This window comes from Micromonospora lupini, from assembly GCF_026342015.1.
In the GTDB taxonomy this organism is placed as follows: domain Bacteria; phylum Actinomycetota; class Actinomycetes; order Mycobacteriales; family Micromonosporaceae; genus Micromonospora; species Micromonospora lupini_B.
Genome location: NZ_JAPENL010000001.1, coordinates 36,612 through 61,905, shown reverse-complemented (window position 1 = coordinate 61,905; position 25,294 = coordinate 36,612). Strand labels below are relative to the sequence as shown.

At 68.7% G+C, this 25,294-nt stretch carries 21 protein-coding genes and 1 tRNA gene; 3 read left to right on the top strand and 19 right to left on the bottom strand.

Going from position 1 to position 25,294, the window contains the following annotated elements:
- Positions 1-662: 662 nt before the first annotated feature.
- From OOJ91_RS00265 to OOJ91_RS00185, 16 genes are all read right to left on the bottom strand, one after another.
- Positions 663-1,745, bottom strand: a complete 1,083-nt coding sequence (locus OOJ91_RS00265; protein WP_266245213.1) for a helix-turn-helix domain-containing protein — start codon at positions 1,743-1,745, stop codon at positions 663-665.
- 1,161 nt (positions 1,746-2,906) lie between these two features.
- Positions 2,907-3,332 (bottom strand): hypothetical protein, encoded by a 426-nt coding sequence (locus OOJ91_RS00255; protein WP_266241188.1) that lies wholly within the window; start codon positions 3,330-3,332, stop codon positions 2,907-2,909.
- Positions 3,333-3,659: 327 nt separating this feature from the next.
- The gene (locus tag OOJ91_RS00250) at positions 3,660-3,917 is read right to left on the bottom strand and encodes a hypothetical protein (RefSeq protein ID WP_266241186.1); all 258 of its coding nucleotides are present in this window, start codon (positions 3,915-3,917) and stop codon (positions 3,660-3,662) included.
- Between the two features lie 487 nt (positions 3,918-4,404).
- Complete coding sequence (locus tag OOJ91_RS00245) at positions 4,405-5,019, bottom strand: tyrosine-type recombinase/integrase (protein WP_266241184.1); 615 nt, start codon at positions 5,017-5,019, stop codon at positions 4,405-4,407.
- 970 nt (positions 5,020-5,989) lie between these two features.
- Positions 5,990-6,433 (bottom strand): MarR family winged helix-turn-helix transcriptional regulator, encoded by a 444-nt coding sequence (locus tag OOJ91_RS00240; RefSeq protein WP_266241182.1) that lies wholly within the window; start codon positions 6,431-6,433, stop codon positions 5,990-5,992.
- A 175-nt stretch (positions 6,434-6,608) separates the two neighbouring features.
- On the bottom strand, positions 6,609-7,223 hold the full coding sequence (locus OOJ91_RS00235) for a DUF305 domain-containing protein (protein WP_266241180.1): 615 nt from the start codon (positions 7,221-7,223) through the stop codon (positions 6,609-6,611).
- Positions 7,220-7,471 (bottom strand): DUF1996 domain-containing protein, encoded by a 252-nt coding sequence (locus OOJ91_RS00230; RefSeq protein WP_266241178.1) that lies wholly within the window; start codon positions 7,469-7,471, stop codon positions 7,220-7,222. The genes OOJ91_RS00235 and OOJ91_RS00230 overlap by 4 nt, the downstream gene beginning before the upstream one ends.
- 21 nt (positions 7,472-7,492) lie before the next feature.
- Positions 7,493-9,280, bottom strand: coding sequence for a discoidin domain-containing protein (locus OOJ91_RS00225; RefSeq protein ID WP_266241176.1), 1,788 nt, complete (start codon positions 9,278-9,280; stop codon positions 7,493-7,495).
- A 260-nt stretch (positions 9,281-9,540) separates the two neighbouring features.
- Complete coding sequence (locus OOJ91_RS00220; protein WP_266241174.1) at positions 9,541-10,350, bottom strand: DUF1996 domain-containing protein; 810 nt, start codon at positions 10,348-10,350, stop codon at positions 9,541-9,543.
- A gap of 260 nt (positions 10,351-10,610) precedes the next feature.
- Positions 10,611-12,848 (bottom strand): discoidin domain-containing protein, encoded by a 2,238-nt coding sequence (locus OOJ91_RS00215; RefSeq protein ID WP_266241172.1) that lies wholly within the window; start codon positions 12,846-12,848, stop codon positions 10,611-10,613.
- Positions 12,849-13,076: 228 nt separating this feature from the next.
- Positions 13,077-13,943: a sugar phosphate isomerase/epimerase family protein gene (locus OOJ91_RS00210; protein ID WP_266241170.1), complete on the bottom strand. Its 867-nt coding sequence runs from the start codon at positions 13,941-13,943 to the stop codon at positions 13,077-13,079.
- A complete protein-coding gene (locus tag OOJ91_RS00205) occupies positions 13,940-15,118 on the bottom strand; it encodes a Gfo/Idh/MocA family protein (RefSeq protein ID WP_266241168.1) in 1,179 nt (392 codons plus the stop codon). Before OOJ91_RS00205 ends, OOJ91_RS00210 begins: the two co-directional genes overlap by 4 nt.
- Positions 15,115-15,948: a sugar phosphate isomerase/epimerase family protein gene (locus OOJ91_RS00200; protein WP_266241166.1), complete on the bottom strand. Its 834-nt coding sequence runs from the start codon at positions 15,946-15,948 to the stop codon at positions 15,115-15,117. Before OOJ91_RS00200 ends, OOJ91_RS00205 begins: the two co-directional genes overlap by 4 nt.
- The gene (locus tag OOJ91_RS00195) at positions 15,945-16,799 is read right to left on the bottom strand and encodes a carbohydrate ABC transporter permease (RefSeq protein ID WP_266241164.1); all 855 of its coding nucleotides are present in this window, start codon (positions 16,797-16,799) and stop codon (positions 15,945-15,947) included. Before OOJ91_RS00195 ends, OOJ91_RS00200 begins: the two co-directional genes overlap by 4 nt.
- A complete protein-coding gene (locus OOJ91_RS00190) occupies positions 16,796-17,773 on the bottom strand; it encodes a carbohydrate ABC transporter permease (protein WP_266241162.1) in 978 nt (325 codons plus the stop codon). The genes OOJ91_RS00195 and OOJ91_RS00190 overlap by 4 nt, the downstream gene beginning before the upstream one ends.
- The gene (locus OOJ91_RS00185; RefSeq protein WP_266241160.1) at positions 17,774-19,096 is read right to left on the bottom strand and encodes an ABC transporter substrate-binding protein; all 1,323 of its coding nucleotides are present in this window, start codon (positions 19,094-19,096) and stop codon (positions 17,774-17,776) included.
- A 221-nt stretch (positions 19,097-19,317) separates the two neighbouring features.
- Between OOJ91_RS00185 and OOJ91_RS00180 the strand changes: the two genes are divergently transcribed.
- Positions 19,318-20,304 carry a LacI family DNA-binding transcriptional regulator gene (locus OOJ91_RS00180; protein ID WP_266241158.1) on the top strand — a complete coding sequence of 329 codons (987 nt, stop codon included), beginning with the start codon at positions 19,318-19,320 and terminating at the stop codon, positions 20,302-20,304.
- An 84-nt stretch (positions 20,305-20,388) separates the two neighbouring features.
- The gene (locus tag OOJ91_RS00175; protein WP_266241156.1) at positions 20,389-20,532 is read left to right on the top strand and encodes a hypothetical protein; all 144 of its coding nucleotides are present in this window, start codon (positions 20,389-20,391) and stop codon (positions 20,530-20,532) included.
- 387 nt (positions 20,533-20,919) lie between these two features.
- Here OOJ91_RS00175 and OOJ91_RS00170 read toward each other — a convergent pair whose 3' ends face one another.
- Together OOJ91_RS00170 and OOJ91_RS00165 are read right to left on the bottom strand one after the other, a co-directional pair.
- Positions 20,920-21,996: a cellulose binding domain-containing protein gene (locus OOJ91_RS00170; RefSeq protein WP_266241154.1), complete on the bottom strand. Its 1,077-nt coding sequence runs from the start codon at positions 21,994-21,996 to the stop codon at positions 20,920-20,922.
- 1,072 nt (positions 21,997-23,068) lie between these two features.
- On the bottom strand, positions 23,069-23,953 hold the full coding sequence (locus tag OOJ91_RS00165) for a hypothetical protein (RefSeq protein ID WP_266241152.1): 885 nt from the start codon (positions 23,951-23,953) through the stop codon (positions 23,069-23,071).
- Positions 23,954-24,169: 216 nt separating this feature from the next.
- On the opposite strand from OOJ91_RS00165, the gene OOJ91_RS00160 reads away from it, so the two are divergent.
- Entirely contained in the window at positions 24,170-24,925 is a 756-nt protein-coding gene (locus OOJ91_RS00160; RefSeq protein WP_323178395.1) for an alpha/beta fold hydrolase, read from the top strand.
- Between the two features lie 226 nt (positions 24,926-25,151).
- Here the strand turns inward: OOJ91_RS00160 and OOJ91_RS00155 are convergent.
- Positions 25,152-25,225, bottom strand: a tRNA-Pro gene (locus OOJ91_RS00155).
- Positions 25,226-25,294: the final 69 nt, after the last annotated feature.

Genomic DNA, 25,294 nt, shown 5'->3' with positions numbered 1-25,294 from the left:
GGACCTGAGCTCATCCGTCAGCTGTGCTTCTGCGTCTGAGCAAGGGCCACCGGGATAGACAAAGGCATCGACGTAGCTTGTCACGGCCCACCAGCCGGTCGCCGCGATGAGCCCCAACGTGGCAACAACGGTCAGCGCGATAATGGGAACTCGACCGGGACGTTGCACGAACGCTCTCCTTGCCGGGTTGCCTGCCTTGCTCCTCGATCGTTGGCCATATCCTCAAGGGCGCTTGAGTCTGCCGGGCGTCAACGCCTCGACCACGGCGGACCCTGCCATCCCGTCTGCCATCGACCCACCCTCCTGGGGAGCGGGCCTCCGCCCGGCCCGCCACGTCAAGCGGACCTTGACGGCTCGTACGGACGCTGGCGGGTCGGGCGGTGGTCTGCTCGGCTTGCCCGGGTCGATGGCGGGCGGGATGGCCTACCGTAACCACCTTCGGTCCGTGACCCGCCGACGCAGCCCCCGGCCATCCTGGAGCCGGAGCGCCCCCGCCGGAGGCGCTTCGACCGCAACCCGGGGGTCGCGCGACTCGTCGACGCAGCCGAAGCCCTCCCCACATCGCAAGTGGTTGGTCGCGGGGCCCCATCGTTGTAAGCAAGTGCACGGCCGTTGACAGCGAGTGCACCCTCGCCGGTAGCGCGGGAAGGCGGCTCCCTCGATCACCGTTCCGGGCGGCAGCCCCGGACGTCGGCGCGGTACTCGCTGGGCCGGAGGCCGTAGGTGCTCCGGAACGACCGACTGAATTCGGCCGAGGAGGTGAAGCCCCAGCGCATCGCGATCGCGCCGATCGGGCGGTGGTCCAGCAGCGGTTCGGCGAGGTCGTGTCGGCATCGTTCGAGACGCCGGTGCCGGATCCAGGATGAGACGGTGGTGTCCTGCTGTTGAAAGAGCAGGTGCAGGTATCGCACGGAGATGTGGTGGGCGGCGGCGACGGCCGGGGGGTCCAGGCCGGGGGCGCCCAGGTTGTGTTCGATGTACGAGTAGATGGCGGCGATCAGGGCTTGGCGGGGGCTGTGCGGGGCGGGGGCGTCCAGATGATGCGCCAACGTTGCGGTGATCAGATCGAGGGCGACGACGCCGAGGCGGCCGGCATCGAGTGGCCGGTAGGAGTCCGTCGTACGGACCAGGCCGGTGAGGAACCGGGACAGCAGTGCCCCGACGCCGGTGTCGCCCGGTATCCGGGTAGCCATGAGGCTGTCCACCTTCGCTGGCGGAAGCGACATGACCTTGCGCGGCACGTTCACGACCAGGACGCCGGCCCTGCCGCGCTCATCGGCGAACGCCTGGGAGTCGTTCGGATGGGACGTGTCGTACAGCAGCAGGTCCCCGGCATCCAGGCACACGTGCCGGCGTTCCTGAGAGAACGTATGTCGGCCGTCCAGCGCAACGGCGAACTGGTACAACTCCGGGTCGGACTGGCGAACGTGCCGCGAGGTGCGGCGCGACCGGAGCGAAGGGTAAGAAATCGTCGCGACGGTAATCCCGCCGAGATCCAGCAGGCCGAGCCGCGAGCAGAACCCATCAGCCCCGTCGTAGTTGACCTCGCATGGCACGAGTAGTCGGGAGCACACCTCGTTCCACCAGTCCAGTCGCTCGCTGATCGGGTAGTTCTCGCTGTTCAGTACGGTCTCGATCATCGCTTCCGCCGTCGTCTGGACGCCGTCGTGGCTGCCCTGCCCGAGCACCCGCAGAACGCACTGCGCCGTTAGGCTCACAAAGCCAAATATATCGGCAGGCGTCATCTTGACGAGATCAACGCGTAACGACGAGGAGCCGTGAATAACCAAAAGGTTAGTGGATGCCCTAGTTCGCCCACACATCGTGGGCCAAGTACCGATCGAGTCGTGGTCGTTGTGGTGGCCGCGGTACGGCAGGTTGCGCAGCGGGATTCCTGCATGGCGGTGGCGAGGGCGATGACCCAACCCCAGCGGGGTACGCCTTTGGCGACGCCGACGACGACGATGGTGGCGGCGATGTCGAGCTGGTCGGTGTCCCAGGTTCCGGCGCCGGGCCGCTGCCCGGACCGGCGAACGCCGGGTGCGGTGGCGGTGCCGCACCCACCGGCACCGCTGGCGGCGTCGGTGAACCATGCCGGGTGGTGCCGCCGGCCCCCGGCCCCGCAACCCTCGGCGAGTGAGTGGCCGTCGGTGACGTCGACGACCGCCTCGCCCGGCCGGCTGTAGGGCGAGTGAGTGGCCGTCGGTGACGTCGACGACCGCCTCGCCCGGCCGGCTGTAGGGCGAGTGAGTGGCCGTCGGTGACGTCGACGACCGCCTCGCCCGGCCGGCTGTAGGGCGAGTGAGTGGCCGTCGGTGACGTCGACGACCGCCTCGCCCGGCCGGCTGTAGGCGGCGACCAGGCGGGCGGCGAGCAGGACGCCGAGGCTGCGCCCGGTGTCGGAGGTGGATGCGGGATTGCGGGGATCGTGCTGCGGTGTGTGCTCGCTCACGTGGTGTCGGCTCCCCGCCGCGGCCCGGCCGCCGTGCCGGGCGACCTCCCGCGAGACCACCGACGGGTTCGGCTGATCAAGGCCCCCATCTGCTTGTGCTCCAGGCCTTCGGCCAGGCCACGGGAATCTCGTCACAGTCAGTCAAGGTCAACATTGCGCGTACGGAGAAACATCCTGTCCCACCGAGCCAGCAAGATCAAATACTACGACCAGCTGAACCTGCCTCGTCCACCACAGTTCAAGCGCAGAAGAGGCACCCTCGCGAGAGGATGCCTCTTGCTGATTGCATCGTTAGTCGTCGTCGGACTCAGCGGATCGTCAGCGAACCCGTCGTTGATCCGTCGGTCAAAGCGCCGGGTGTAGAGGTTCAGGGTGGCCGACGCTTCTCGGGGCCCATCACGGAAGGGCTCCCGGCCAGCTTCCGTGACTCAACGGACGCGGCCTGCCCAAGGTGTCACGCGTATGCCCATCTCGTGTATCCGCAGCTCCGAATGATCGTCTCGCTGTAGTCGCCGAGGCATGCCTGGAACTTAACCTCGGTGCCCTCTGGGAGGTCTCCGTAGGATCGCTCCGTGCAACCATCCCCCGCCCCGCTGGTGTCCCACTTATTTGGGGCTCGGACGCCGTTCAACCAGGCTATGACGACCACGGACCAGCCGTCCGGGTAGGCGTCACAAACCCACATCACATCGCCAGAGTGGTTCCATTCCCCATAGCCGGAGCCCCAGCCTTGGTAGTTGTAGCATCCGTAGTACGTGCATGCCGTGTCGTCCGTGCCGGCCTGCGCGGGTGTGGCAAGCGCCGACGCCATCACCACCGCAATCATCAACACCAGCATCGCCCTACTAGCCCCAGAGATTTGAGTTTTGCGAACCTTCACGCAACTGTCCTTTCCTGTCCGCGAGCCCTTGGTCAGGGATTCCGCCCATCGTCCTGTTGGAACCAGGGTGCCGACCGGTGGTCAGGAAGTCGTTGTTGATGCGCGTAGAGTGCTTGACGATCCGCGCACGGATCAGCTGAGTAATGAGCAGCCGTTTACTCCACTTCGGCGGCCGACCCGACTTCTTACCCTTGGGCAGTAACGGCTCCAACGCCGCCCACGGTACGTCGGTCAGGTCGTGCCGCCTCGTTGCGGCCACGCTGGCCACGAGGTCTCCGGTGTTCACATCTTCTTGGTCGAAGAACCATCTACCGGAGACCTCGCTGTCTACCGATCACCGACACGCCGGTTGATCAAATTCGGGCGGTCAACCCTGCCCACTTCTCCGCAGCGACGCTTGCCGTCGGCCCCGAGGTCGGCACCGCCGTAGGCCGCGCGTGCGTCCTCTTCCGCCTCCTGCGCGGCGGCCTGATTGGGGAACCCCTGCCGCTTGTGCTGGCGGCGCCCGTTCACGTCGGACGGGAGGTCGATGATGAAGAACCAGCGGTTCTTGCCGTTGGCGAGGCGGTAGTTGTAGACGGCCATGCGGCTGCACCTCCGCAGCAACGGGATCGAGGGATCCAGCCCACGTTAAGCGATCTCCGTTACCGCCAGCGTTACCGCAAGATCACACATGATCTTGTATATCCGCTGGTGAATACCAGTCGGGACGGCCGGATTCGAACCGACGACCCGTTGACCCCAGTGAACTAGCGGGCATACCGGCGGCTGCCGGAAGATGCCGTCTCGTGCCGGACGTGCAGGTCAATGGCCACGTGGAGGTCCGAGGCACGTCGAACCTTATCGGGCCTTCCCGGGTCGTCCGTGAGACGGGTGTGAGATGTCACGGCGATTCTGGCTCTCGGAGATGCGTTGGGAATCGCAGGCCACCGCCTATCCGACAGGCCGAGCGCGCAGGGTTGTCGGCTCCGCCTACAAATGTCAGGCGGAGCCGACAGCCGCGCCAGGTCGACGCCCAGCCGCCGGCCCGCAATGTTGGCAGGTACGTCCGCGACTTAGCCGGCGGCGTCGACTACGAGCAGCTTGCCCCGAGCCGCGGATCTAGGCACGGGCGGAAGCGGCGCTCATCGACGGCCCGGTCGATGGCTCGGGCGACTGCGGGTGGCAGCGGGACGAGCACGACCTTGGCGCCCTTGCCGCGCACCCCTAGGACCCGGTGGCCGTGTTCCTCCCCCAGGTCGGCGATGTTCGACCCGCAGGCTTCGAAGATTCGTAAGCCGAGCAGGCCCAAGAGGGCGACCAGGGCGAAGTCGTTCGGGTTGGCCGACAGTCGGGCGGCGGTGACAAGGGCCTCGAACTGCAGGTGGCCCAGTCCGAGTGTCGGTGACTCGGCCGGCACTGTGGGCCGGCGGACGTAATCGGCTGGCGAGTGCTCCAGGATCGCGTCGATAACACAGACCCGATAGAACCCGACCACGACCGACAGCCGACGGGACACCGTCGAAGGCTGGTACCGGCGAACGTCTTGCAGCCAGCGCACGTACCGCTCGACATCCACCCGAGCTGCGGAGAGCGGGTCAAGTTCGTGGTCGCTGCACCACCGGAGGAAGACCCGCAGGTCGGACTCGGTATGCACGCGGGTCTGCCCACGGTAGCGGCCTAAGAAGGCGGACACCGCGACGCGCACGACAAGTTGGTTGACAGGTACGACACTGAGAGCCGAAGCAGGAAAGGTAGCCATACATCACCGTGCGTCACCACCAACGATGAACGCCAGCCCTCCCGGAGCGGCATTTCCGGGCGTCGCGGGACAGCATGGGTAACACAGAGCGTGACGGCCCCGCAGGCGCGCGAATAGCTCACCGAAGAGTTGCGGACTTCCGCGCAGCGGTCGCAGTTGTCGGCGCCGACTGTCGGCCCCAGTGGCCCGCACGGCGGGCGCAGGATCCGCCGACCGAAGCGGGGGTTACGGTGGATAATTAACAATCCGACGATGAGGCTGCAAATGATCAATGTCCAGGAGTTCGCACGACGGCTGAGTACTCTCGGAGCTGATGCGTTCACCAGCGACGACGTCGTGGACCTGGCGACCGCGGCCGATGTTCGCATCAGCGCAGACGTCGAGATCGACGCCACCCTGGCGCAGCGCTTGCTCGACCAGATCTCGCCCACCCTGCCGGTCACCGGGGCCCAGATCGCGGCGTCGCAATGGCCGCCACCGAAGTCTTCCCGTCCTGCAGCGCCTTCGGTGTCGTTCTCCAGCCCTGGTGCCGTCGACGGACCGGCTGATCAGCCGACCCGACCCCGCAGTACTGGGTCTGCGGGTAGCGGTCGGCGACGACCCGGCTCCCGACGAACTGGCAGGTGAAACTGCAGTCCCAGCTTTTTCAGCAACCGCCAGACTGCTCGCCGCAGCCATCGACTACGACGCGAGCTGCGAACCAACTCTCGCCGCCATCATCGGCTGAACTTCGTCCTCCTGTCCGGCTCCGTACGCCCGGGCAGGCTCGACGCACGATGATCCCGGTAAAGCATGCGGATCGCGGCATGAGCGGACGCCAGGTCGCCGACGCCCGCCGGCAATCGCCTCATGCCTGCGCCCGTCTCGCATGCCGATCACAACGGCAGACTGTACGACGCCGACCGGCGAGGGATGTTCAGTCGGTGGCCTGTGGCAGGCCGAGTAGTTGGTTGATGTCGGTGGCGAACCGTGCGACGCCCGCGGGGCCGAGCGGTGGAAGGAGCCGGGAACGCATCTCCGCCTCGATGATGGCGGTTCCGGCCGAGACCATGCGTTCGCCCTCGGCGGTGAGGTGCAGCACCGACGAGCGTCGGTCGGCCGGGTTTTCGGCCCGGCGCACCCAGCCGCCGTGTTCGAGGCGGTCCACTGATTTGCTGGCCCCGCCGACGCTGATGCCGACGCCCTCGGCAATGTCCTGGACCCGGCAGTCCGGCCGGGTTGCGATGACCCGTAGCGGGAGGAGCGCGATGAGCAGGATGCCGAGCTCGCGGCGGAGCCGGGTGTCGACCGCGGTGAACAGATCGACCTGCAGTCGCACGACCCGCTCGAAGACCTCGGCCAGATCCGACTCAGCTTTCAACTGAGTTCCTGGGAATATACATCGCGGGATTCCTACGCGAGCATCTCGCGTAGGCGACACACACGGTGAAGCCCGTTACCGGCTGTGGCCGCTGACGCCTGAACCACCCGCGGTCGCCGCCGGCTCTCCGGCGGCGATCGCTCGGTGCCACCGGCGTCCGACGTGGCGGACAGGGTCACGGCGTGGCCGTCGTCCGCCTGAGCCAGCCGAGTTCGGTGACCCGGGTCTGCCGCATCCGGTCCGCGAGTCGCCGGGTCTCCGGATCGGCCCCGTTGGTCTGTTCGGCGTCCGCGAGCCGCGCGCCCTGCTCCACGTGCTCACGCAGAATTTCCCGCACGGAGCGGTCGAACGCCGCGTCGCGCAGTGAGCGCAGCACGACGAGGTCGGCCGGGATCACCATGCCGGGCAGGTCGTGCCCCTCGTGCTGGTTGACCGCCGGGAGCCCCGCGCTGCCCCGCAGCCGCCCCAGATCGTCCAGTTCCGCGCGCCGGCTTGCCGCGATCCGCCCGGCCAATTCGCGGATCCGCTCGTCGGTGGTCTGCCCGGGTACGAGGTCGAGCGCCTTGAGCACCTGTTCGTTCATCGGGATCATCAACTGGATCCAGGCCGCGTCGGTGCCGCCGAGCGTCGCCGTGGCCGGGGTCGACACGACGGGGGCCGGCCCGGCCCTTTCCGTGGCCGGCCCGGTGGCGCAGCCGGCCGCCGGCACTAGGGCGAGCAGCAGCCCGGCAAGCAGAGCGGACAGCCTCGCCGGCCCGGTGCCGGGCCGGCGAGGAGGTACGACCGTCACGGCGTCCCGCTGACGCCGCACTTGATGATCGGGCGGATGCGGTCCCGTACCCGGCGCTCCATCTCCGCCACCGGCCAGGCGTTGAAGAAGTCGCCGTGCATCGTGTAGCCGGCACCGGAGGCGAGCCGGAAGCGGGCGGCGTCACCGTTCGCCGGGTACCGGATCACCTGGCGCAGCTTCGGCACGGGCACCGGGTGGCTGCTGCCGGCCGGACAGCTGACCGATGTCGGAGTTGTTGGCAGGGCCATGAGGACTCCTTCCCGGCCGGGCTACTGGTAGACGCGGACGTAGTCGACGAGCATCCGCGCCGGGAACGGCGTGGTGCCGTCCACCGGGCCCGGGAAGTCGCCGCCGACGGCCAGGTTGAGGATGAGGTAGAACGGGTGGTCGAAGACCCAGGGCCCACGGGTCGACTCGACAGTGGCCTTGCTGGCGACGAAGACGGTCTGCCCGTCGATCTTGAAGGTGATGCCGCGACTGTCCCACTCGGCGGACCAGACGTGGAAGCCGGCGGAGAGGTCCACCCCGCCCGGTGACGGGTACTTCTGGCCGTACCCGTTGCCGCCGTTGTAGGCCGGCGCGTGCAGGGTCGAGTAGGCCTCCAGCGTGTTGCGGCCGAGGACCTCCATGATGTCGACCTCCCCGTTGTACGGCCACGGCCGCCCGGTGAGGAAGTCGGCGCCCATCATCCAGAACGCCGGCCAGAGCCCGTTACCCTTCGGCACCCGGATGCGTGCTTCGATCCGGCCGTACTGCACGGTGAACTTGTTGCCGGTGTTCATCCGGTGCGAGGTGTACGAGCGGCCGTTGACGGTCTCCCGGCGGGCCTCGATGACGAGTGAGCCGGCGCCGTCCAGGCTGGCGTTGTTGTTGTTCGTGTAGTACTGGAGTTCGTTGTTCTGGCCGGTGCCCGTATCGATAGTCCACTTGGTCGGGTCGGGCTTGCCGCCGGCGGCGCCGTTGAACTCGTCGGCGAACACGAGCCGGGTAGCCGGGAACGTCGGGTCGGAAGGCATCGTCGGCGGCGGGGTGGGGTTGCCGCCGGTGCCGTACACCTTGAACTCCCACAGCGAGTACCCGTACTGGCTGCTGCGGGCGGTGCCGTACATCCGCACGTACCGACCGGTGCCTGTCACGTCGATGGTCTCCTTGAAGCCCTTCCCGGTGGTGGTCGAGTAGACGGTGGTCCAGGTGGACGCGTTCGGCGAGACCTGGATCTGGTACGACCTGGCGTACGCGGGATCCCACTGCAGCACGACCTGGGTCACGGTGGCGGTGGCGCCGAGGTCGACGTAGATCCAACCCGGGTCGGCCCAGCCGTTGGTGGGACTCGTCGCCCAGCGGCTCGCCGGGTCGTGGTCGAACGCCTTGTCCGGCGTGCAGCCGAAGCACGCGCCGTCGTTCTGGCTTGTCGACGCGACCGCCGGCTTGGCGTACGACAGCAGCGTCGCGCCGCCGGGCGGCGGAGTCGTGGGCGGCGCGGTCGTGGGCGGCGCGGTCGTGGGCGGCGGGCCGGTGCTGCCGTAGACCTCGAACTCCCACAGCGACGCGCCGTACTGGGTGGCGCGCTGGGTGGTGTTGATCCGGACGAAGCGGCCGGTGCCGGTGACCGCGAGGTCCTGAACGCCGCCCGTGCCGGCCGTGGTGGTGTGGATCGTCGTCCAGGTGTCGGTGCCGGTGGGCGATGTCTCGATGGTGAACGCGCGGGCGTAGGCGGCCTCCCAGCGCAGCACCACCCGGCTGACGGTGGCGGAGGCACCCAGGTCGACCCGTAGCCACTGCGGGTCGCTGAACGCGCTGGACCAGCGGGTGCCGGCGTTGCCGTCAACGGCCGCCGAGGCGGGGAACGCCGCGGACTCGGTCGACGAGGCGGTGACCGGCCGCCCCTGGGACAGCAGCGCGTCGGCGGCGTCTGCGGGCGGCGCCAGGATCGCCAGGTACGCGCCGAGCAGCAGGAGCAGCGAGCTGCCGAGGGCCGCGAGGCGGGTGCCGCGCCCGGCTCGGGACAACGGGGTACGGGACAACGGGATGCGGGACGGGGGGAGAGTCCGATTCATCGGTACTCCTTCAGGGTGGCGGCGGCGGGACCGACAGCTCACTGCTTCGGGCCCAAATCGCGAGAGAGCGCTCTCCGACGTAGCTCACTCTTAACCCTGCCGACCACGGATGTCAATGGAATTCAATTGATCAGCATAAATATCTTGACGGCGGCGGACGGTCGGGGCGTCGGGGCGGGTCGCTACCGGACGTGGCCGATCGTGGCCGGACGACTCCCGCTCGACACGGAGCACCGGCCACGATCGACGCCACCTGACCGCTACGGCTTCTTGGGATCCTCACCGTAACCGTTGCACTGCCGACCCCCATTGATGCAGTAGGCCACGACATAGGCCTGGCGGGCCGCATTCCACCCGTTCATGAAGTCGTAGTGGAATGAGTAACTGGCCCCCGAGGAATATGCCAGGCCGGCGGTGCTGGTGCCCGCCAGCTTGTACGGGAGCTTGATCTCCAGCATCGGCAGCGGGACGGGGTGGTCGGTCGGACAGACCCCGCTCACCGGCCACGCCATGTGCGACTTGTGGTCGGGCACGTCCAGGTGCACGCCGTCCCAGCAACTCGGTGCCTTGAGGCGCACGACCAGGGACGACCCGGATGGGCAGGAGGCCGGCCAGTCGTTGCCCTTGTAGCCGGTGCACGACCAGCTGCCCGCGAAGTGCGCCGCGTCCGGCGTCTTCACGTCCCCCACCAGCAGCTTGAACCCGGCCGGGAACGGCTTGACCGTGCGGTAGTCCTTCACCCCGGACTTGTAGTACACGGTGACGATGCTGTTCGGCACCGGCGTGCCGTTCTGCAACAGAGTGGGAAACCAGTAACCGGACGCGTCGAGGGTGTCCTGACAGGACGTGGCACCACCGACCAGGGACTGCGGGGTGGAGTTGGCGTTGGTGGTGGGGTTGCCGATGAATGTGTGGTTGTGCGACGCACCCGGCAGACCGGGGAAGACGATCGGGTCGTCGCTGAGCCGGTGGTTGACGTCGCAGTTGGCGTGCGCCTCCTGGTACTGCGCGAAGGGCGGGTCGTCCGCCGCGAACGCCGTGCCGTTTCCACCGACCGCAGCTATTACCACGACACTCAGGAAAACCGCGGCGAGTGGCCTTGCGACAGCTCTCCGACGCCCTCCCGGAACAGCTTTGGACATGAGCGACCTGATGCTCATCGGATCTCCTTTGGGACGTAGGAACGAGCATCTATTTCCAAAAAGATAACAATGCCCAAAGATTGAAACAATTGGTTGCCATCAGTTTGCCAAAGAGGCTGGTCGAGGGTGCCGCATATAAACCGCACAGGGGTGCCCGGCCGACCCGGGCCGGCCGGACACCCGATGACTCACGGGTAGCTGATCACGTTGTGCGGGGTCACGGAGGACGGCAGGGCCGCCCCACCGGTGTCGTTGATGGCGTGGGTGATCGAACCCTTGCCCAGGGACACCGTCAGCACGTCGTGGAACCTGACGTTGGGGTTGACCGGAACCTCGAAGGAGTGATAAGCGGCGATGGACGGGTCGGCGGTGAACACGCAGTAGCTACCGAGCCCCCAGGCCTCGTGGCTGGTCACCGAGTTGGCCACCTTGTAGGCGGCGTAGCCGGTGATGCCGTCGTGCGACCAGGCTGCCGCGCTCGGAGGGTCGTAGGGCAGTTCGTTCTGGAAGAAGATGGTCCGGCCGCCGTTGCCGTTCCAGATCACGTTGTACTTCTGGAAGTGCTCGACGAACAGGCCGAGCGCGGTGACGTCGGCGCCGTTGACGACCAGGCCGGTGTCGGACGGGTTCGTGGTCCACCCGGCCCCGGCGCCGTGGTCGGCACGCCAGGCCCAGATGTGGTCGATGATCGTGTTGTTGCTGTTTACGACCAGGGCGTTGGTGACGGCGGCCGGGCCGGCGCCGCCGACGCGCAGTAACACGTCCTGGAGCGAGATCGGATTGGCGGCGTGGTTCGCGTTCGCGCCGCTCTGGCCGACCTGGAGCAGCGACGGCGACCGGGTGGTGCCGGCGTCGAAGAGCAGCCCGGCCACCTTGACCCCGTTGACGTCGGCCACGTTCATCGCGGTGACCCCGTTGTCGGCGATGAGGGTGGCGAAGCCCAGGCCGAGCACGACGGTGTCCGGCCGGGTCACGTTGATGGTCTGGCCGACGTGGTAGACCCCCGGGGTGAAGAGCAGGTTCAGGCCCTGCGCGAGCGCGCTGTTGATGGTGGCCGCCGAGTCGCCCGGGTGCGCGACGTAGAACTGGGTCAGGGGCAGCGACGTGCCGGCGGTGTTGCCGGCCGCCCAGGTGACGCCGGAGCTGTTGGTACGCAGGGACGGGACGAACACCCGGTAGGCGCCCGACGAGTCCGTGTAGAGGTAGGGCTTCTCGCGGCTGACCGGGGTCTTCGGCACGACGGTGTAGGGCGGCGTCGGGAACGTGTTCGCGGGCGCCCCGGCCACACCGGAGAAGACCACGTTCCAGACGCCGCCGTTCCAGCCGCCGACCTGACTGTCCCGGGTGTACCACTGCTGCTGCGAGCACGGGCTGACCGTGCCGCTGATCCGACTGTCGGCGATGTACCCGCCGCTGGCCCACCCGCAGTTGGGCGAGGCGAGGGTCATTCCGCCGTGCACGTCCATCCGCCGGAACGGCGCCGCCTGGGCCACCGCCCACCGGTCCCGGCCCGACACCGGAGTGATCGACATGTTCTCCGCCGAGCGCCAGAAGTTCTGCGTCGCGTTGCCGGCCATCCAGCCCGCGTCGACGGTGACGTCACCGTTGATCTGCACGCCGACCGGGTTCTGCCCGAGGCCGGCGATCGAGGTGTAGAAACCCAACTGGGCGTTGAGGCCGGTGTACGAGCCGGGCTTGAACAGCAGCGCGTACCGCTGCGTGCCGAACTGGTTCGTCTCCTGCGTGGCGAACACCTGGTCCAGCTTCGACTGGATGCTGGACGACGACATCGACGGGTCGAACACAATGACGTTGGAGCCGAGGTCGCCCCCACCGGGAATGGGCGGGCCGGTCGTGGGCGGCGCGGTGGTGGGCGGCGGGGTCGTGGGCGTCGAGCCGCTGTGCACCACCAGCTCGAAGATCGAGTATCCGTAGCCGGTAGCCCGAGTGGTGCCGTACACCCGCAGGAAGCGGCCGGTGCCGCTGACCGGGATGGTCTGCGTGCCGCCGCTGCCGGTGGCCGTGGAGTAGAGCGACGACCAGTTGCCGACCCCGTCGGGTGAGACCTGGATCTGGAACGCCTTCGCGTACGACGTCTGCCAGGTGAGGACGACCTCGCAGACATCGGTGCTGGCACCGAGGTCCACCTGGAGCCATTGCGGGTCGCTGAACGCGCTGGACCAGCGGGTCGTGGCACTGCCGTCCACGGCGTTGGCCGCCGACAGCCGGCTGTTCTCCACGGACGAGGCGATGGCCGGCCGGTTCAGGGCGACGTTGGCGGTGCCGCAGCCGGCTGCGGCGGCGGTGGCGGAGGGGGTGGTCACGGCGAGGGCGTAGGTGACGATCACGGCCAGCCCGGACACGGCCGCGGCGAGTGCGGACCGGCGTCTGCCGGTCCGGCTCACCCTGCTGACGGAGCGTTGCATGACATCTCCCTGATGGGGTCAGGATGGAAGCCACCGCCGACGGCCAGGCGGCGGTGGCTTCGTGGGGACGGGTACCGAGGGGCCTTGGACGATGGCCCACGGATCGCGCACCAGTGGCGGTTGTCTGGACACTATGGGCGCCACCAGGGGCCGACAATCGGTTGCCAACATTTGCCACACTCGATCGATACCGGCAACACGCATCATGATTCCCGGCAATTCACGGAATCAGCGTCCCGCCATCTCCGCACGTACCCGCAGGTCCAACTCCCGAAGGTAGGCCAGGTTGTCCCGGGTCCGCTGAGCCAGCGGCACGGCGGTGGAGAAGTCCTCGACCGTCACCCACCCGTCGTAGCCGACCCGGCGCAGCGCGCCGAGATAGGCCGCCAGGTCGGCCTGTCCCTCCCGCAGCGGCGCCCACTCGGCCGACCAGCGCGGTCCCCCGTCGTCCCGGGTGCCGCTCACCCGCCACGCGACGTTCTTCACGTGCACGTGCGCCAGGTACGGGCCGAGCAGCTGGAAACCGGCCAGCGGATCCTCGAACCCCTCGATGGTCAGGTTGCCGATGTCGTGGATGACCCCGGCATGCTCCGGCGGCAGGCCGTCGAGCAGCCGCATCGCCGCCGACGCCGAGGCGACGATGGTGCCGTGGTGCAGCTCGACCAGCGCGGTCACCCCGTGCTCCGCCGCCCGTCCGGCAATCCACGCCAGGTCTCGGCGGGTACCGGCCATCAGCTCCCGGTAGTCGCCGCTGCCCAGTTGCGGCATGGTCACCCGGACCCGTTCCGCGCCCAGCGCGGCGGCCGCGGCCAACACCCGCTCGACGTTGCCGTGGTCGGCCGCCGGCACGTACGCCCCGAGCCCGGACAGCGCCAGCCCGGCCTCGCGGGTGATCGTGGCGATCCGGGTCAGCTCACCCTCCAGCCCGGTCAACGGGACGGTCGCCCGGTTGCCGGCCCAGAACCCGGGCGGCCGGGCCGGTTCCTGGTCGGTGACCCGCCACTCGACGCCGTCCCAGCCCTGCGCGGCCAACTGCCCGACCGTCTCCTCCGGCGTCCAGTCCGGCGTGGACGCCGTGAACACCGACCACCTCATCGCGCCACCCCCGCCCGCAGGACGGAGGACACCGTGGCCGCGGAGCCCTCGACGGCGGCGAGCACGTCGTCGAAGTCGCCGGCCAGCACCGCCGGCACCGACACCGGCCGACGCAGGTGCGCCGAGAGGTACACCGCCTTGACCACGGCGACGTCGAGCAGCGCCTCGACCGCCGTGACCCCCGGTCGCCGGCCGCCGAGGATCGCCTCGACCGTGTCGTGGTACTGCCGCAGGTGCCCGGTCACGAAGGCGTCGTCGGGCTTGGTCGCCCCCCGCAGCTGCGACGGTGGCACGGCGTCGCCGGACCGGTCGGGCCCGTCGGCGTACGCGGACGGGTCCGGGACGTCGGCGATGTGCAGGTATTCCAGCTGGTCGTCGTGGATCACCGCGGACCCCTGCGAGCCGTGCACCTGCAACCGCACGCCGAGGCCCGGGTACGCCGCGGTGGTGGCGTGCAGCACGGCGAGCGGCCCGTCGGCGAACCGGATCGCCGCCACGGCGACGTCCTCCACCTCGACCTGCTCGTGGGCGAGGACGCCGGTGTAGGCGAACACCTCCTCGGGCCGGCCGAACATCCACAGCAGCAGGTCCACGGTGTGCACGCCCTGGTTCATGGCAGCGCCGCCGCCGTCCTGTTCCCAGGTGCCGCGCCAGCCCGCCGAGTCGTAGTACCGCTGGCCCCGCCACCACGGCACGCTGGCCACCGCCGAGGTGAGCCGCCCCAGGTCGCCGGCGCGCACCCGGGCAGCGATCGCGGCGCTCGCCGGGTCGAACCGGTGTTGGCAGACCACCGCGCAGACCTGACCGGCCGCCTCGGCGTCCGTGGCGACCCGGGCGATGCGGCGGGCCGCCGGCAGGGAGGCATCGAGGGGCTTCTCGACGAGCACGTGCACGCCGGCCGCGAGGGCCTCCTCGGCGAGGTCGGCGTGCGTACCGCTGGGCGTGCAGACCACCACCAGGTCTGCCGCCTCGGCCGCGAGGGCCTCGCCCAGCGAGGCGTACCGGGCCGGCGGGGGGCCGCCCTGCTCGCCGATCCACCCGGCGAGCCGGTCGTTGGCCTGCGGGTCCGGGTCGGCGAGCGCGGTGAGGCGCAGTCCGGGGTGCCGCAGGATCGCCCCGGCGTGGGTGCGGGCGATGACCCCGCTGCCCGTGATCACAACGTTGAGGGCGGTCATCGAAGATGCACTCCTATCGAAGCGGTGAGGTTCACGAACGCGCGCGCCGCCCGGCCGAACTCGGCGGGGCCGGAGAATCCGCCGAGTTCGTGCTGGCTGGCGAGGTGCGGTTCGAGGGAGGCGAAGCCGGCATAGCCGTCGTCGCGCAGCGCCGTGAGCGTCCGCAGCAGCTGGCCGTCGCCGTGGCCGGCGGGCACGACCTCGGCGGTGGCCGCGATCGCGTCCTTGACCTGCAGGTACTCCAGGTGCGGGCGCAGCAGCGCGTACCCGTCGTCGTAGGGCCGCACCCCGACCTGCACGAAGTTCGCGTTGTCCCAGGCGACACGCAGCGCGGGCGAGTCGACAGCCTCGACGAGGTCGGCGACCCGCTGCGGCACATCGCCGTAGATGTCCTTCTCGTTCTCGTGCAGCAGCACGACGCCGGAGTCCTCGGCGAGGGCCGCGAAGGCCCGCATCCGCGCCAGCACCGCCGCGCGGATCTCGGCCGGGGCGACCCCGGCGGGGCGGTAGAACGAAAAGATCCGGACGTACCGGCTGCCCAGCCGGTGCGCGGCCGCCACCGCGGCGCGCAGCCGGTCGAGCTCACCGCCGTCCTCGGTGGTCACGTCGACCTTCCCGACGGGCGACGCGACCGCCGAGACCGCCATGCCGCGCGCGTCGACCGCCTCGGCCAGGGCGTCCAGTTGGGCGTCGCCGAGCTCCACCACGTTGGTGCCCCACGCGCTGCGCACCTCGATGTGCCGGGCACCGAGGGCACCGAGCACCGCGAGCTGCACCGCCGGCTCGGGATCGATCTCGTCGCCGAAGCCGGACAGGGTCCACGCCGTCACTTCACACCTCCCGAGGTCAGCCCACTGACGATGTACCGCTGGAAGGCGAGGTAGAGGACGACCACCGGAGCCGCGCAGACGAGGGCGGCGGCCATCATCTGCCCGTACGGCGGGATTGCGCCGCCCTCCTGCGCCGATCCGAAGACCTGCAGCACGACCGCCGCGGTGCGGGTGTCCACGTCGGTCATGACCGAGGCGAACAGCACATCGTTCCAGCCGAGCAGGAACGCGAAGACCGCCGCGACGATCAGGCCCGGCCAGCTCAGCGGGATGACGACACGCAGCAGGATCTGCCAGCTCCCGGCGCCGTCGACGCGGGCGGCCTCGATCAGCTCGCCGGGGAGCTCACGCAGGTAGGTCACCATGATCCAGGTGGAGAACGGCAGCCCGAACGTGAGGTAGGTGACGACAAGCGACCACCGGGTGCCGATCGTCGGCACGCCGAGGCTGCTGCCGATCGTCGCGAAGAGCACGAAGACCGGCAGGAGCAGCAGCGTGCCGGGGATCGACTGCATGCCCAGCAGCGCGCGCAGCACGGTGCGCCGGCCCCGGAACCGGTGCCGGACCAGGACGTACGCCGAGAAGACCGCGACCGCCGCGCAGGTCACCGCCACCGTGCCGGCGACGAGCAGGCTGTTCGCGAGCCCCCGGCCGAGCGGGACCGTCGACCAGATCCGGACGTAGTTGCCGACGCTGATCCGCTCCGGCCAGAACTCACCGGCGGCCACGGCCAGGTCGGTGTTGACCGAGGCGAGAAGGACGTAGCCGACCGGCGCGCCGACGATGGTCAGCAGGACCACCGTCAGGCCGATCTGCAGTGGTCGCGGCAGCAGGCGATGCACGGAGTTCATGCGGCGGCCTCCGGCTCGTCGAGTCTGACGGTGCGCAGATAGACCAGCAGCGGGACCAGGATCAGCACCAGCGAGATCACGGCCATCGCCGCGCTCAGTCCGAACCGCAAATTCTGGAAGCTCTCCACGTACGTCAGCACCGGTAGCACCTCCACGTCGTGCGGGCTCGGAACGCCGAACAGTACGAACGGCAGGGTGAAGCTGTTCACCATGTGCAGCAGCGAGATGATCGCGGCGAGCGCTACCGGGGGGCGCAGCAGCGGGAGGATGAGGTGGCGCAGCTTCGCCCGCCACTGCGCGCCGTCGAGCGCGGCGGCCTCGTGCAGGCTGTCGTCGATGCCCTGCAGGCCGGCCAGTGCGAGCAGGTAGACCAGCGGCCAGCCCGACCAGGCCTGCACGACGATCAGGGCAAGGTAGCTCTTCGGCCCGTTCAGCCACAGGCCGCCGGTGATGCCCACTGTCGCCAGGCCCTGGTTGGCGACCCCGTCGGGTTGCAGGATGATCCGCCAGATGGTGCCGACGACGAAGGCGGGCAGCACGTACGGGATGAGGTAGAGGGACCGGATCAGCGACCGCCCGCGGAACGGCAGGTGGGTGGTCAGCGCGGCGGCGACCCCCAGCGGCAACGCGAGCAGCGTCGCGATCACCGCTGCGGACCCGCTGACCCAGATGGCGTGCGGCAGGCTGGTGCGGCCCACCGCCTCGACGTAGTTGTCGACGCCGACGAAGGGCGCCGACAGCCACTGCCGGAAGGTGTACTGGTCGAGGTCGAGCAGCGACATCACCAGCGCGACGACGAACGGCACGACGATGACGGTCAGGGTGAGCAGCCCGCCGGGCGCGAGCAGCCACACCGCGGCACCGCCTGCGGTCGCGCCGCGACGGCGGCGCGGCGGGGACGGGCGGGCCACTCCGGCCCGGCGCGCATCGCCGGTGCCCGGAGCGTCCGCCGTCGCTGGGTCGGTGACCGTCATCTACTTCGCCTTGTCCAGCGCGGCCTGCACCTCGGACTGGGCCTGGGTGAGCAGGGCGTTGAGAGACGCGTCGTCGACCTTGCCGGCGGCGAGCTTCGGCACCGACTGGACGACCACGTTGACCAGCGCGAGCTGCGCCTTGCTCCACCCGCCGTGGAACGGAGTGCCGTGTGACTTCGACGCCGAGTCCACGATGGCCGCGAGCGCCGGGTCGGCGACCAGCCGGTTCGCCAGCTCCGCGTTCGTCGGCAACTCGCCGAAGGTCCGGTAGTAGGCCTCCTGCGACTCGGCGGTGGTCAGCATGTTCACCAGGCGCAGCGCCAGGTCCTGGTTCTTGCTGTATTTGGCGATCACCAGGTTGTCACCGGAGAGGATGCTGGTGGCGCCGACGCCGCCCGGCGGCAGGGTGGTGGCGCCCGGCGGGACGGTCGGCATGACGGCGTAGCCGTACTTGCCGGCGACCGCGGACTTGTCAAGCGTGACCTTCGAGGTCGCCGAGACCATCGGCAGGAAGGCGGCCTTGCCGGCGCCGAACGCGGCGATGGCCTGAGCGTTCTTCCAGCCGGTCGCCGCCGGGTCGACGACCTTGTCGGTGGCGAGCCAGCCGAGGTACGTCTGGTAGGCCCTGACCGTGACCGGATCGGTCAGCCGCGCCTTTCCGTCGGAGACCAGCGGGTTGCCGGCCTGGATGCTCATCGCCCAGATGAACTTCCACGGGTCGAAGCCGTCGCCGTAGGCCACGGCCAGGCCGTATCTGCCGGCCCCGGTCAGCTGTCTGGCCTGCTGCCGCAGGCCGTCCCAGGTGCTGGCCGGCTTGTCGATGCCCGCCGCGGCCAGCAGTTCCTTGTTGTACGCCATGACGAACGGGCGGCTGGTGAAGGGGATGCCGACCTCGTGCGTGGCGTCCGGGCCGGAGATGCCGAGGGTGGCCGGCAGGAACCGGTCCCGGCCGCCGATCTTCGTCCACTGGTCGGCGGTGAGGTCGACGAACGCACCGGTGGAGTATGCCGTCGGGGTGAAGGTGGTGCCGAGGGCATAGATGTCCGGCCCCTGCCCGGAGAGCATCGATGTCTGGATCTTGGTGAGTTCGTCGGTGGGGCTGGCGAAGGTCTCGAACGTGACCTTCGCCCCGGCCTGCTGCTGGAACTTCGCCGAGACGTCGGCGAACCACTGCTTCTGCTCCGTGGGATAGATCGAGTTCGCCCCGATGAGCACGTTGAGCGTCCTGCCGTCCTCGGCGGAGCTACCGGAGCCGCAGGCGGTGACGGGTATGGCGACCGTGACGGCCAGGGCCGCCGCGAGAAGTGCACGGGTGGCGTTCATCTCTGCTCCTTGGGTGGTGGCTGTCCGGAGAGGAATGGTGTGGAAAACACATAGCCAGACGCCCGGGAATTCCCCGGTTCGATGAACCGTGCGAGGGAACGTAACAACCACGGAAACCGGGTGGCAATCGGTTGCCATTAATTGCCATCGATGCTCTGCTGATGTCCATGAACCCCGAAGGCGCGTCCTCTCCCCGTGCGGCGGTACGCCGGGAGGGCCGCGTGACCATCAACGACATCGCTGCCCTCACCGGCGTTGCCGCCTCCACCGTGTCCAGGGCGCTGAGCCGGCCCGACCGGGTCAACCGGGTCACTCGGGAACGCATCCAGGCCGCCGCCCGCGAGCTGAACTACGTACCCAACACCCAGGCGCGGGCGCTGTCGTCGGGGCGTACCGAAACGGTCGCCCTGCTCGTCTCCGACGCGACGAACCCGTTCTACTTCGGACTGATCCGCGGCGCGCAACAACAACTGCGCGCCGCCGGCCACGCCCTGCTGCTGATCGACACCGAAGACTCGGCCGAGCTGGAGAACCACCTGCTGCACAAGGTCCGCCGGTCGGTCGACGGGGTGATCCTCGCCGCCTCCCGCCTTCCCGAGCAGACCCTCTCCGTCATCGCCGCCGAACTGCCGGTCGTCACCATCAACCGCAACGTCCCCCGGGTGCGCAGCGTCGTCATCGACAGCCCGGACGGAGTGATGCAGGCCGTCGAGCACCTGGTCTCGCTGGACCACCGGGCGATCGCGTACGTCGCCGGACCGCCGTCCTCCTGGGCCAACGAAGCCCGGTGGCGGGCGATGCGGACCGCGATGGCCCGACACGGCCTCACTGCGACCCGCGTCGGACCGTTCGGCGTGTCCCGCAGCTCCGGGTCGGTCGCCGCGGACGCGCTGCTGAACACCGGCGCCACCGCCGGCGTCACCTTCAACGACCTGCTGGCGATCGGCATCCTGCGGCGGCTGGCCGAACGCGGCGTCGACGTCCCCGGCGAGATCAGCGTGGTGGGCTGCGACGACATCTTCGGCGCCGACTTCTGCAGCCCTCCGCTGACCACCCTCACCGCGCCGATCGAACAGGCCGGCCGGGTGGCGGTGTCGATGCTGCTGGACCACCTTGAGCATCTGGGGGAAACGGCATCCCGTCAGACCGTGTTGCTGCCCACGCACCTGACCATCCGGCAGTCCAGCGGGCCGGCCCCGCGCCGGTGACCACTCGCCGGCCGCCTCCCGGACTGGTTTCATGCTCACCACACGGCCACCTTCGACACCGCGCTACCCGAGGTGTTTCTCGACGTGTTCGAGGCGTTCGACGAAGGCGAGTATTACCACGGCGGCGATGCTTCGGAGGATCCGGAGAAGGCCTACACCCGCCCGATGATCAAAGAAGTACTGGCACGTGGCGATACACGAAGGTTCAGCTCAGCACCCGAACAGTGACGCCTCCTATGCCGCACCGGATCATCGCGCACGATCTCCGACCCGCTCATCGGCATGAGCGGACGTCGCCCGACTGACGACCGGGAGCACCATGGCTGACATGTTCGGGTTCGCCGAAGAGGTCTGCAGCCTGAAGGTCCTGGTCGGGGCACTGCCTGTGGGATCGGTGTCTCGAATGACGGAACTACGGCGGACTCCAGCAAGCTCACCCGCAACTCCACAGCTCCAGCAAGCTGTTTGAGGCGACCGCCGCAGGTTCACCCACCACGACGGTCACCGCCAACCCCGATGGCCTGGTCGAATTGACCCAGAGCGCCGTGCCGACTCGCAAACGTATCGACGGCCAGTGGAATGACCTTGGTCAGCCCTTAACGGAGGGCCGAGGCGCTAACGGATGGTGAAGGTCAGCGGGTTCGAGATGCCGAGGCCGCCGTGGGAATCGTGGACCCACACGGTGAAGGTGGACGACGTGCCGGCCGACAGGGCCGTCTGGAACTGGTAGCGCTGTCCGCTGTTGGTCGGCGTCACGGCCAGCCGGGTTGCGCCGAGGTAGAACTCCACCCGGCTGACGAGGTCCCCGGGATCGGTGTCGGCGACGTCGGCGACCAGCGTGACGGTCGTCGGCTCGACGAAGTAGGTCTGCCCGCCGGGGGTGCTCAACGCCACCGCCGGCGGGTGGTTGGTGCCGGTGGACGCCGGCGTCACCACCGTGACCAGCAACGGCGGCGCAGCGCCAGACAGCGACTGGTCGGTGCCGGCCGAGACGTACAGCACGAAGGTGGTGCTGGTGCCGGGCTCCCCGATCGGTGGTGTCCACAGCGCCTCGTACCGGTCACCGGTCGTCCTCACCCCCCGGGCCGCCGTGACGCCGTCCACCCGGAACGACACCGAGGTGATGCTGTGTCCGCCTCCCACGGTCGCGGTCGCCGCCAGCAGGACGGTTCCCGGCGTGGTGTACACCGCGCCGGCGGTCGGGCTGAGCCAGGTGACGATCGCCGGGTAGTCAGCGACCGGCGGTGTGGTCGTCCAGGTCGGCGTCACGCTGGGCAGGACGCCGCCGGTGCACGTGACGCCGTTGAGCGTAAAGGACGCCGGTATGGGGTTGCTGCCCGACCAGGCGCCAACGAAACCGATGTTCGCGGAGCCATTGGTGGCCAGGGTCGCGTTCCAGCCCAGATTGGTCGCGCTGACCTGCTGGCCCGCCTGGACCCAGGTGGCACTCCAGGTTTGCGTGAGCCGCTGGTCGACTGCAGGGAACGCGAACCGCAGCGTCCACCCGTTGACTAGGTCACCCAAGTTGGTGACCGCGATGTCGGCGTGGAAGCCACCGGTCCACTGGCTGGTGACGACGTAGTTCACCCGACACCCGGCCGCCGCGTTCGCCGCACTGGCGTGTGAGATCGCGGCCATCATCGCGACCATGGCAACAGCGATGGCGGCCACAGCAGTCAGCGACTTCCGCATGGCACACCTCGCCGTATATAACTAGACGTCTATGAATATGTCGACTGTCCTGCTGCTCCGCCTTCCTGTCAAGGCACGCACGGCAGTCCTGCCGCCGGCAGGACAACGGACAGCCCGCCCATGGTTGATCGGTAGCGGCCACAGCGCCGAGCAGGCAGAAGAGTGGATAGCGCAGCTTCCCGCCTGGACCGCGACCGACCGCCAGGTCCTGGACGACTCGGCGTCAAAGAACGCAACGAAGTGGGCGGCCAAGTCCCGGCAGAGCACCGAGCGTCGGGTACGCGACCTCGCAGTGTGGACCGGCGAGTGGGCAGATCACCAGACCGACGGCCATCAGTCAGCCCTGAGCCACAGCGCGGGGCACCCTCGTGATGTGGGCGCCGGTGCCGCTCTGCCGCCACAGTGGAAGCTGGCCGACACCGGCTTCCTCATGACGACGACACACCGGGCCGATTCCGACACAACTCCTCCATCGCCGTACACCGCACGGCCTCGGACTCCGGCGATGTTGTCACTGCTATCGTTCTCGACCTTTAGGGGCAGGTCGCCGCGTCCGGCAGGCTCACGACCGCCGACGCATTCGGGATCGTCGACCAGGTCGAAACCGCACCTGCACACCGGAGCCGCGGACTGGGCAACGTGGTCATGCGCTCGCTCGCGCCGCCTGCCCTCCGACTCGGCCCGGACACCGGTGTCCTGGTCGCTACTGACGACGGCCACCGTCTTTATCGAGCTCTCGCATGGACAGTACGCACACCCGTCGTGGCCGCGTACATACCAGAGCCAGAAGTGCCTGATCCACGCACGCTCGTCGGCAAAGTCATGCGTCGCCAGCTACGGGCCTGCGGCCATGTACGCCAGCTTTCCGCTCACCTGCTGCGCTTCACCAATGTAGTTGGTGCGCCGTCCGTGTCAGGCAGCGTGCTTGCGTCTGCGGCGACGGCCTCCACGCTTCCCTCCTTCCTGCTGTCCCCGCCAACCCCATCCAACCGAAGGCGAACCCGATACTGGTAGCGCCGTGCTCTGGTCTGATCTTGCACCGCTCGAGCGCGACGGTGCCCGAGGGAGTCAGTTAGAAGCGACGCCACTCGTCGAGCCACTGGTCGGCCAGATGCGATGGGACTCCAGCTCGGGCAGTGAGTTCAATAAACGCGTCGCAGGCTTCCTCTCGGCGCAGCGTGTCGATGATGTCGTACTTCTGCTCGATACCGTTGAGCGCCTCAACCAGGGTGCGCATCACCGCTTCAGCTTCGCCCGCACACCGATCACGGTCCTGCGGAAGCTTGTCAATAGCGCGGACCGCGCTGGCGTATGCCTTGCAGGCGGCGGCTCCGCCTCGGGCGTCGTCGTCGACCCAGTCTCGGAACGGGTTGTTCAGGTTGGCGACCAGCCACGTGTCGTGCTTCGCGCCGCCAATGACCAGGCTCACCCCGGCGCCGCGGTAGCGGGCTTTCAAAGCCGGCACGATCGATCGGCGTAGACCGCTGATGCTCAGCTGCGTCAGTGAGGTCAGGTCCGGTAATGTTCCCGCGTCCAAACCGTAGCCATCGGCAAGCTCGATAACAGTCAGACGAGGCAGACCGGCTAGCGCTGCGGCGTCGACCAGCCGGCCCGGGGGCTTGCGCCAGAAGATCCGGAAGCCCTCCAGCTTCTCCGCTTCCCGTACGGCAGCGGCGGACAAAGTGCCTCCACCATCCAGGGCGACCTCTCGAACACCGCGCAGACCGGCAGGACCCGTCGTTTCCGCGTCGGCGCCGCCCAGGGTGAGATGAAGCCAGCGGCCGTCATCCGCCGCGCACACAACGAGACTGGGGTCCACTGCCGCCAGCTCGAGGCCGTGCAGGCCACGGGGCAGCCGAACCTCGCCGTGGAACGCGGCGACGGCGACACTGAACCGATCCGCTTCGAGCTGTACTGGCTGCCTGTGGCCCAGGGACACGTTCTGGCCGCCGGCCAATCTGCCCTGCTCGGAAGGCTTTGATTGAGGGCCTCAAGCCGCCCGATGGAAGACCGCATCCGACCGGCCGTGATCCTGGAACGCCTTCGGCTGGCTGTAGGTCCGATTGCGTCCCGTGCCCGCTGCGCATCACACTTCCTGGCCCACGGACGGCCCATGGTGGCTTCCAGCCAGCCATAGCCCTCGCCGCGCTGATCGTGCTTATCCGTACGGCTGATGTGGGTAGCGTTCGAGGCCATGGAGTCGCGGACATTCCACGTAAGAGGTTCTGTACTGCACGTTGGCGTGACGGGCCGTGGGCCTGACGTCGTCGTCCTGACCGGTGGCCCGGGTTGTGTGCAGTACCTGGAACGGGATGAGATCTCGCCGCTGAACCACCGCGCCTGGTACCCCGAACCGCGCGGCGTTGGTCGCTCGGGCGGCGGCCCGCACACCATGGAAGAGGCAATTGCTGATCTTGAAGGAATCCGTGAGGCGGTCCGCGTCGACACCTGGATCGTGGTAGGCCATTCGTGGGGATGCGATCTGGGTGTGCGCTACGCGGTCGAACATCCGGAGACAGTGACCGCGCTGATCGGCATCGCTGGCAGAGGTCCCCAGCGTGACCGCACCTGGTCCGAGGCATACGAAGCGGGCAAGGCCGGCGAGCCCGTTGTCGACATCGGCTGGGTGCCCGAAGTGCATGCAGCTCTCAGCGATTCGTTCACCGCATGGATTCATCAACCCGATCTGTGGCGCGGACTGGCCGCCTGCGCCGTGCCGATGCATTTCATCGCAGCCGGCGATGACATCCGCCCGTCGTGGCCCCTGGCGCAGGTCGCCACGCTGGTTCCACGCGGAAGGCTCTCGACCGTCCCTGGCGTACCGCATGACTTCTGGTTCACCCATCCTGAGGTGTGGACCAAGACCGTTACGGATGCCTGCGCCGATCTCGGGGCCTCCACCTCCGGGAATGCTGGCAACCCGGCGTGAGAGAACTCTGTGGCAGCGACCGTCCTGTCGCCCCTAGCTTGCTGATCTGTCGCACATCACCTGGCTGAGCTGCGTCGCACATCAGCTGTCTGGCGGACCACAATCGCACTGGCCGCTGAAGCTTGACCGGCGGTCAAGCAGCGCTAGCCAGCTCAACTTGACTGATCTTGGTCCCCAGAACGGCGAAAGGGCCGACCCGGTTTCCGGATCAGCCCTTTGACCTGCGTCGGGACGGCCGGATTCGAACCGACGACCCCTTGACCCCCAGTCAAGTGCGCTACCAAGCTGCGCCACGTCCCGCCCCCGCGTGGTTTCCCCCGCGACAGCCGCTAAAGCTTAGCGCAGCACCTCGCGCCCGTCCGCACAGGC

What these genes read in the sequence shown, in the direction of transcription:
- OOJ91_RS00265 (WP_266245213.1), bottom strand. Translation starts at nt 1,745, where the DNA reads ATGACGCCTGCCGATATATTTGGCTTTGTGAGCCTAACGGCGCAGTGC.
- OOJ91_RS00250 (WP_266241186.1), bottom strand. Translation starts at nt 3,917, where the DNA reads ATGGCCGTCTACAACTACCGCCTCGCCAACGGCAAGAACCGCTGGTTC.
- OOJ91_RS00230 (WP_266241178.1), bottom strand. Translation starts at nt 7,471, where the DNA reads ATGGCCCTGCCAACAACTCCGACATCGGTCAGCTGTCCGGCCGGCAGC.
- OOJ91_RS00225 (WP_266241176.1), bottom strand. Translation starts at nt 9,280, where the DNA reads ATGAATCGGACTCTCCCCCCGTCCCGCATCCCGTTGTCCCGTACCCCG.
- OOJ91_RS00215 (WP_266241172.1), bottom strand. Translation starts at nt 12,848, where the DNA reads ATGCAACGCTCCGTCAGCAGGGTGAGCCGGACCGGCAGACGCCGGTCC.
- OOJ91_RS00210 (WP_266241170.1), bottom strand. Translation starts at nt 13,943, where the DNA reads ATGAGGTGGTCGGTGTTCACGGCGTCCACGCCGGACTGGACGCCGGAG.
- OOJ91_RS00205 (WP_266241168.1), bottom strand. Translation starts at nt 15,118, where the DNA reads ATGACCGCCCTCAACGTTGTGATCACGGGCAGCGGGGTCATCGCCCGC.
- OOJ91_RS00195 (WP_266241164.1), bottom strand. Translation starts at nt 16,799, where the DNA reads ATGAACTCCGTGCATCGCCTGCTGCCGCGACCACTGCAGATCGGCCTG.
- OOJ91_RS00190 (WP_266241162.1), bottom strand. Translation starts at nt 17,773, where the DNA reads ATGACGGTCACCGACCCAGCGACGGCGGACGCTCCGGGCACCGGCGAT.
- OOJ91_RS00185 (WP_266241160.1), bottom strand. Translation starts at nt 19,096, where the DNA reads ATGAACGCCACCCGTGCACTTCTCGCGGCGGCCCTGGCCGTCACGGTC.
- OOJ91_RS00170 (WP_266241154.1), bottom strand. Translation starts at nt 21,996, where the DNA reads ATGCGGAAGTCGCTGACTGCTGTGGCCGCCATCGCTGTTGCCATGGTC.
- OOJ91_RS00160 (WP_323178395.1), top strand. Translation starts at nt 24,170, where the DNA reads ATGTGGGTAGCGTTCGAGGCCATGGAGTCGCGGACATTCCACGTAAGA.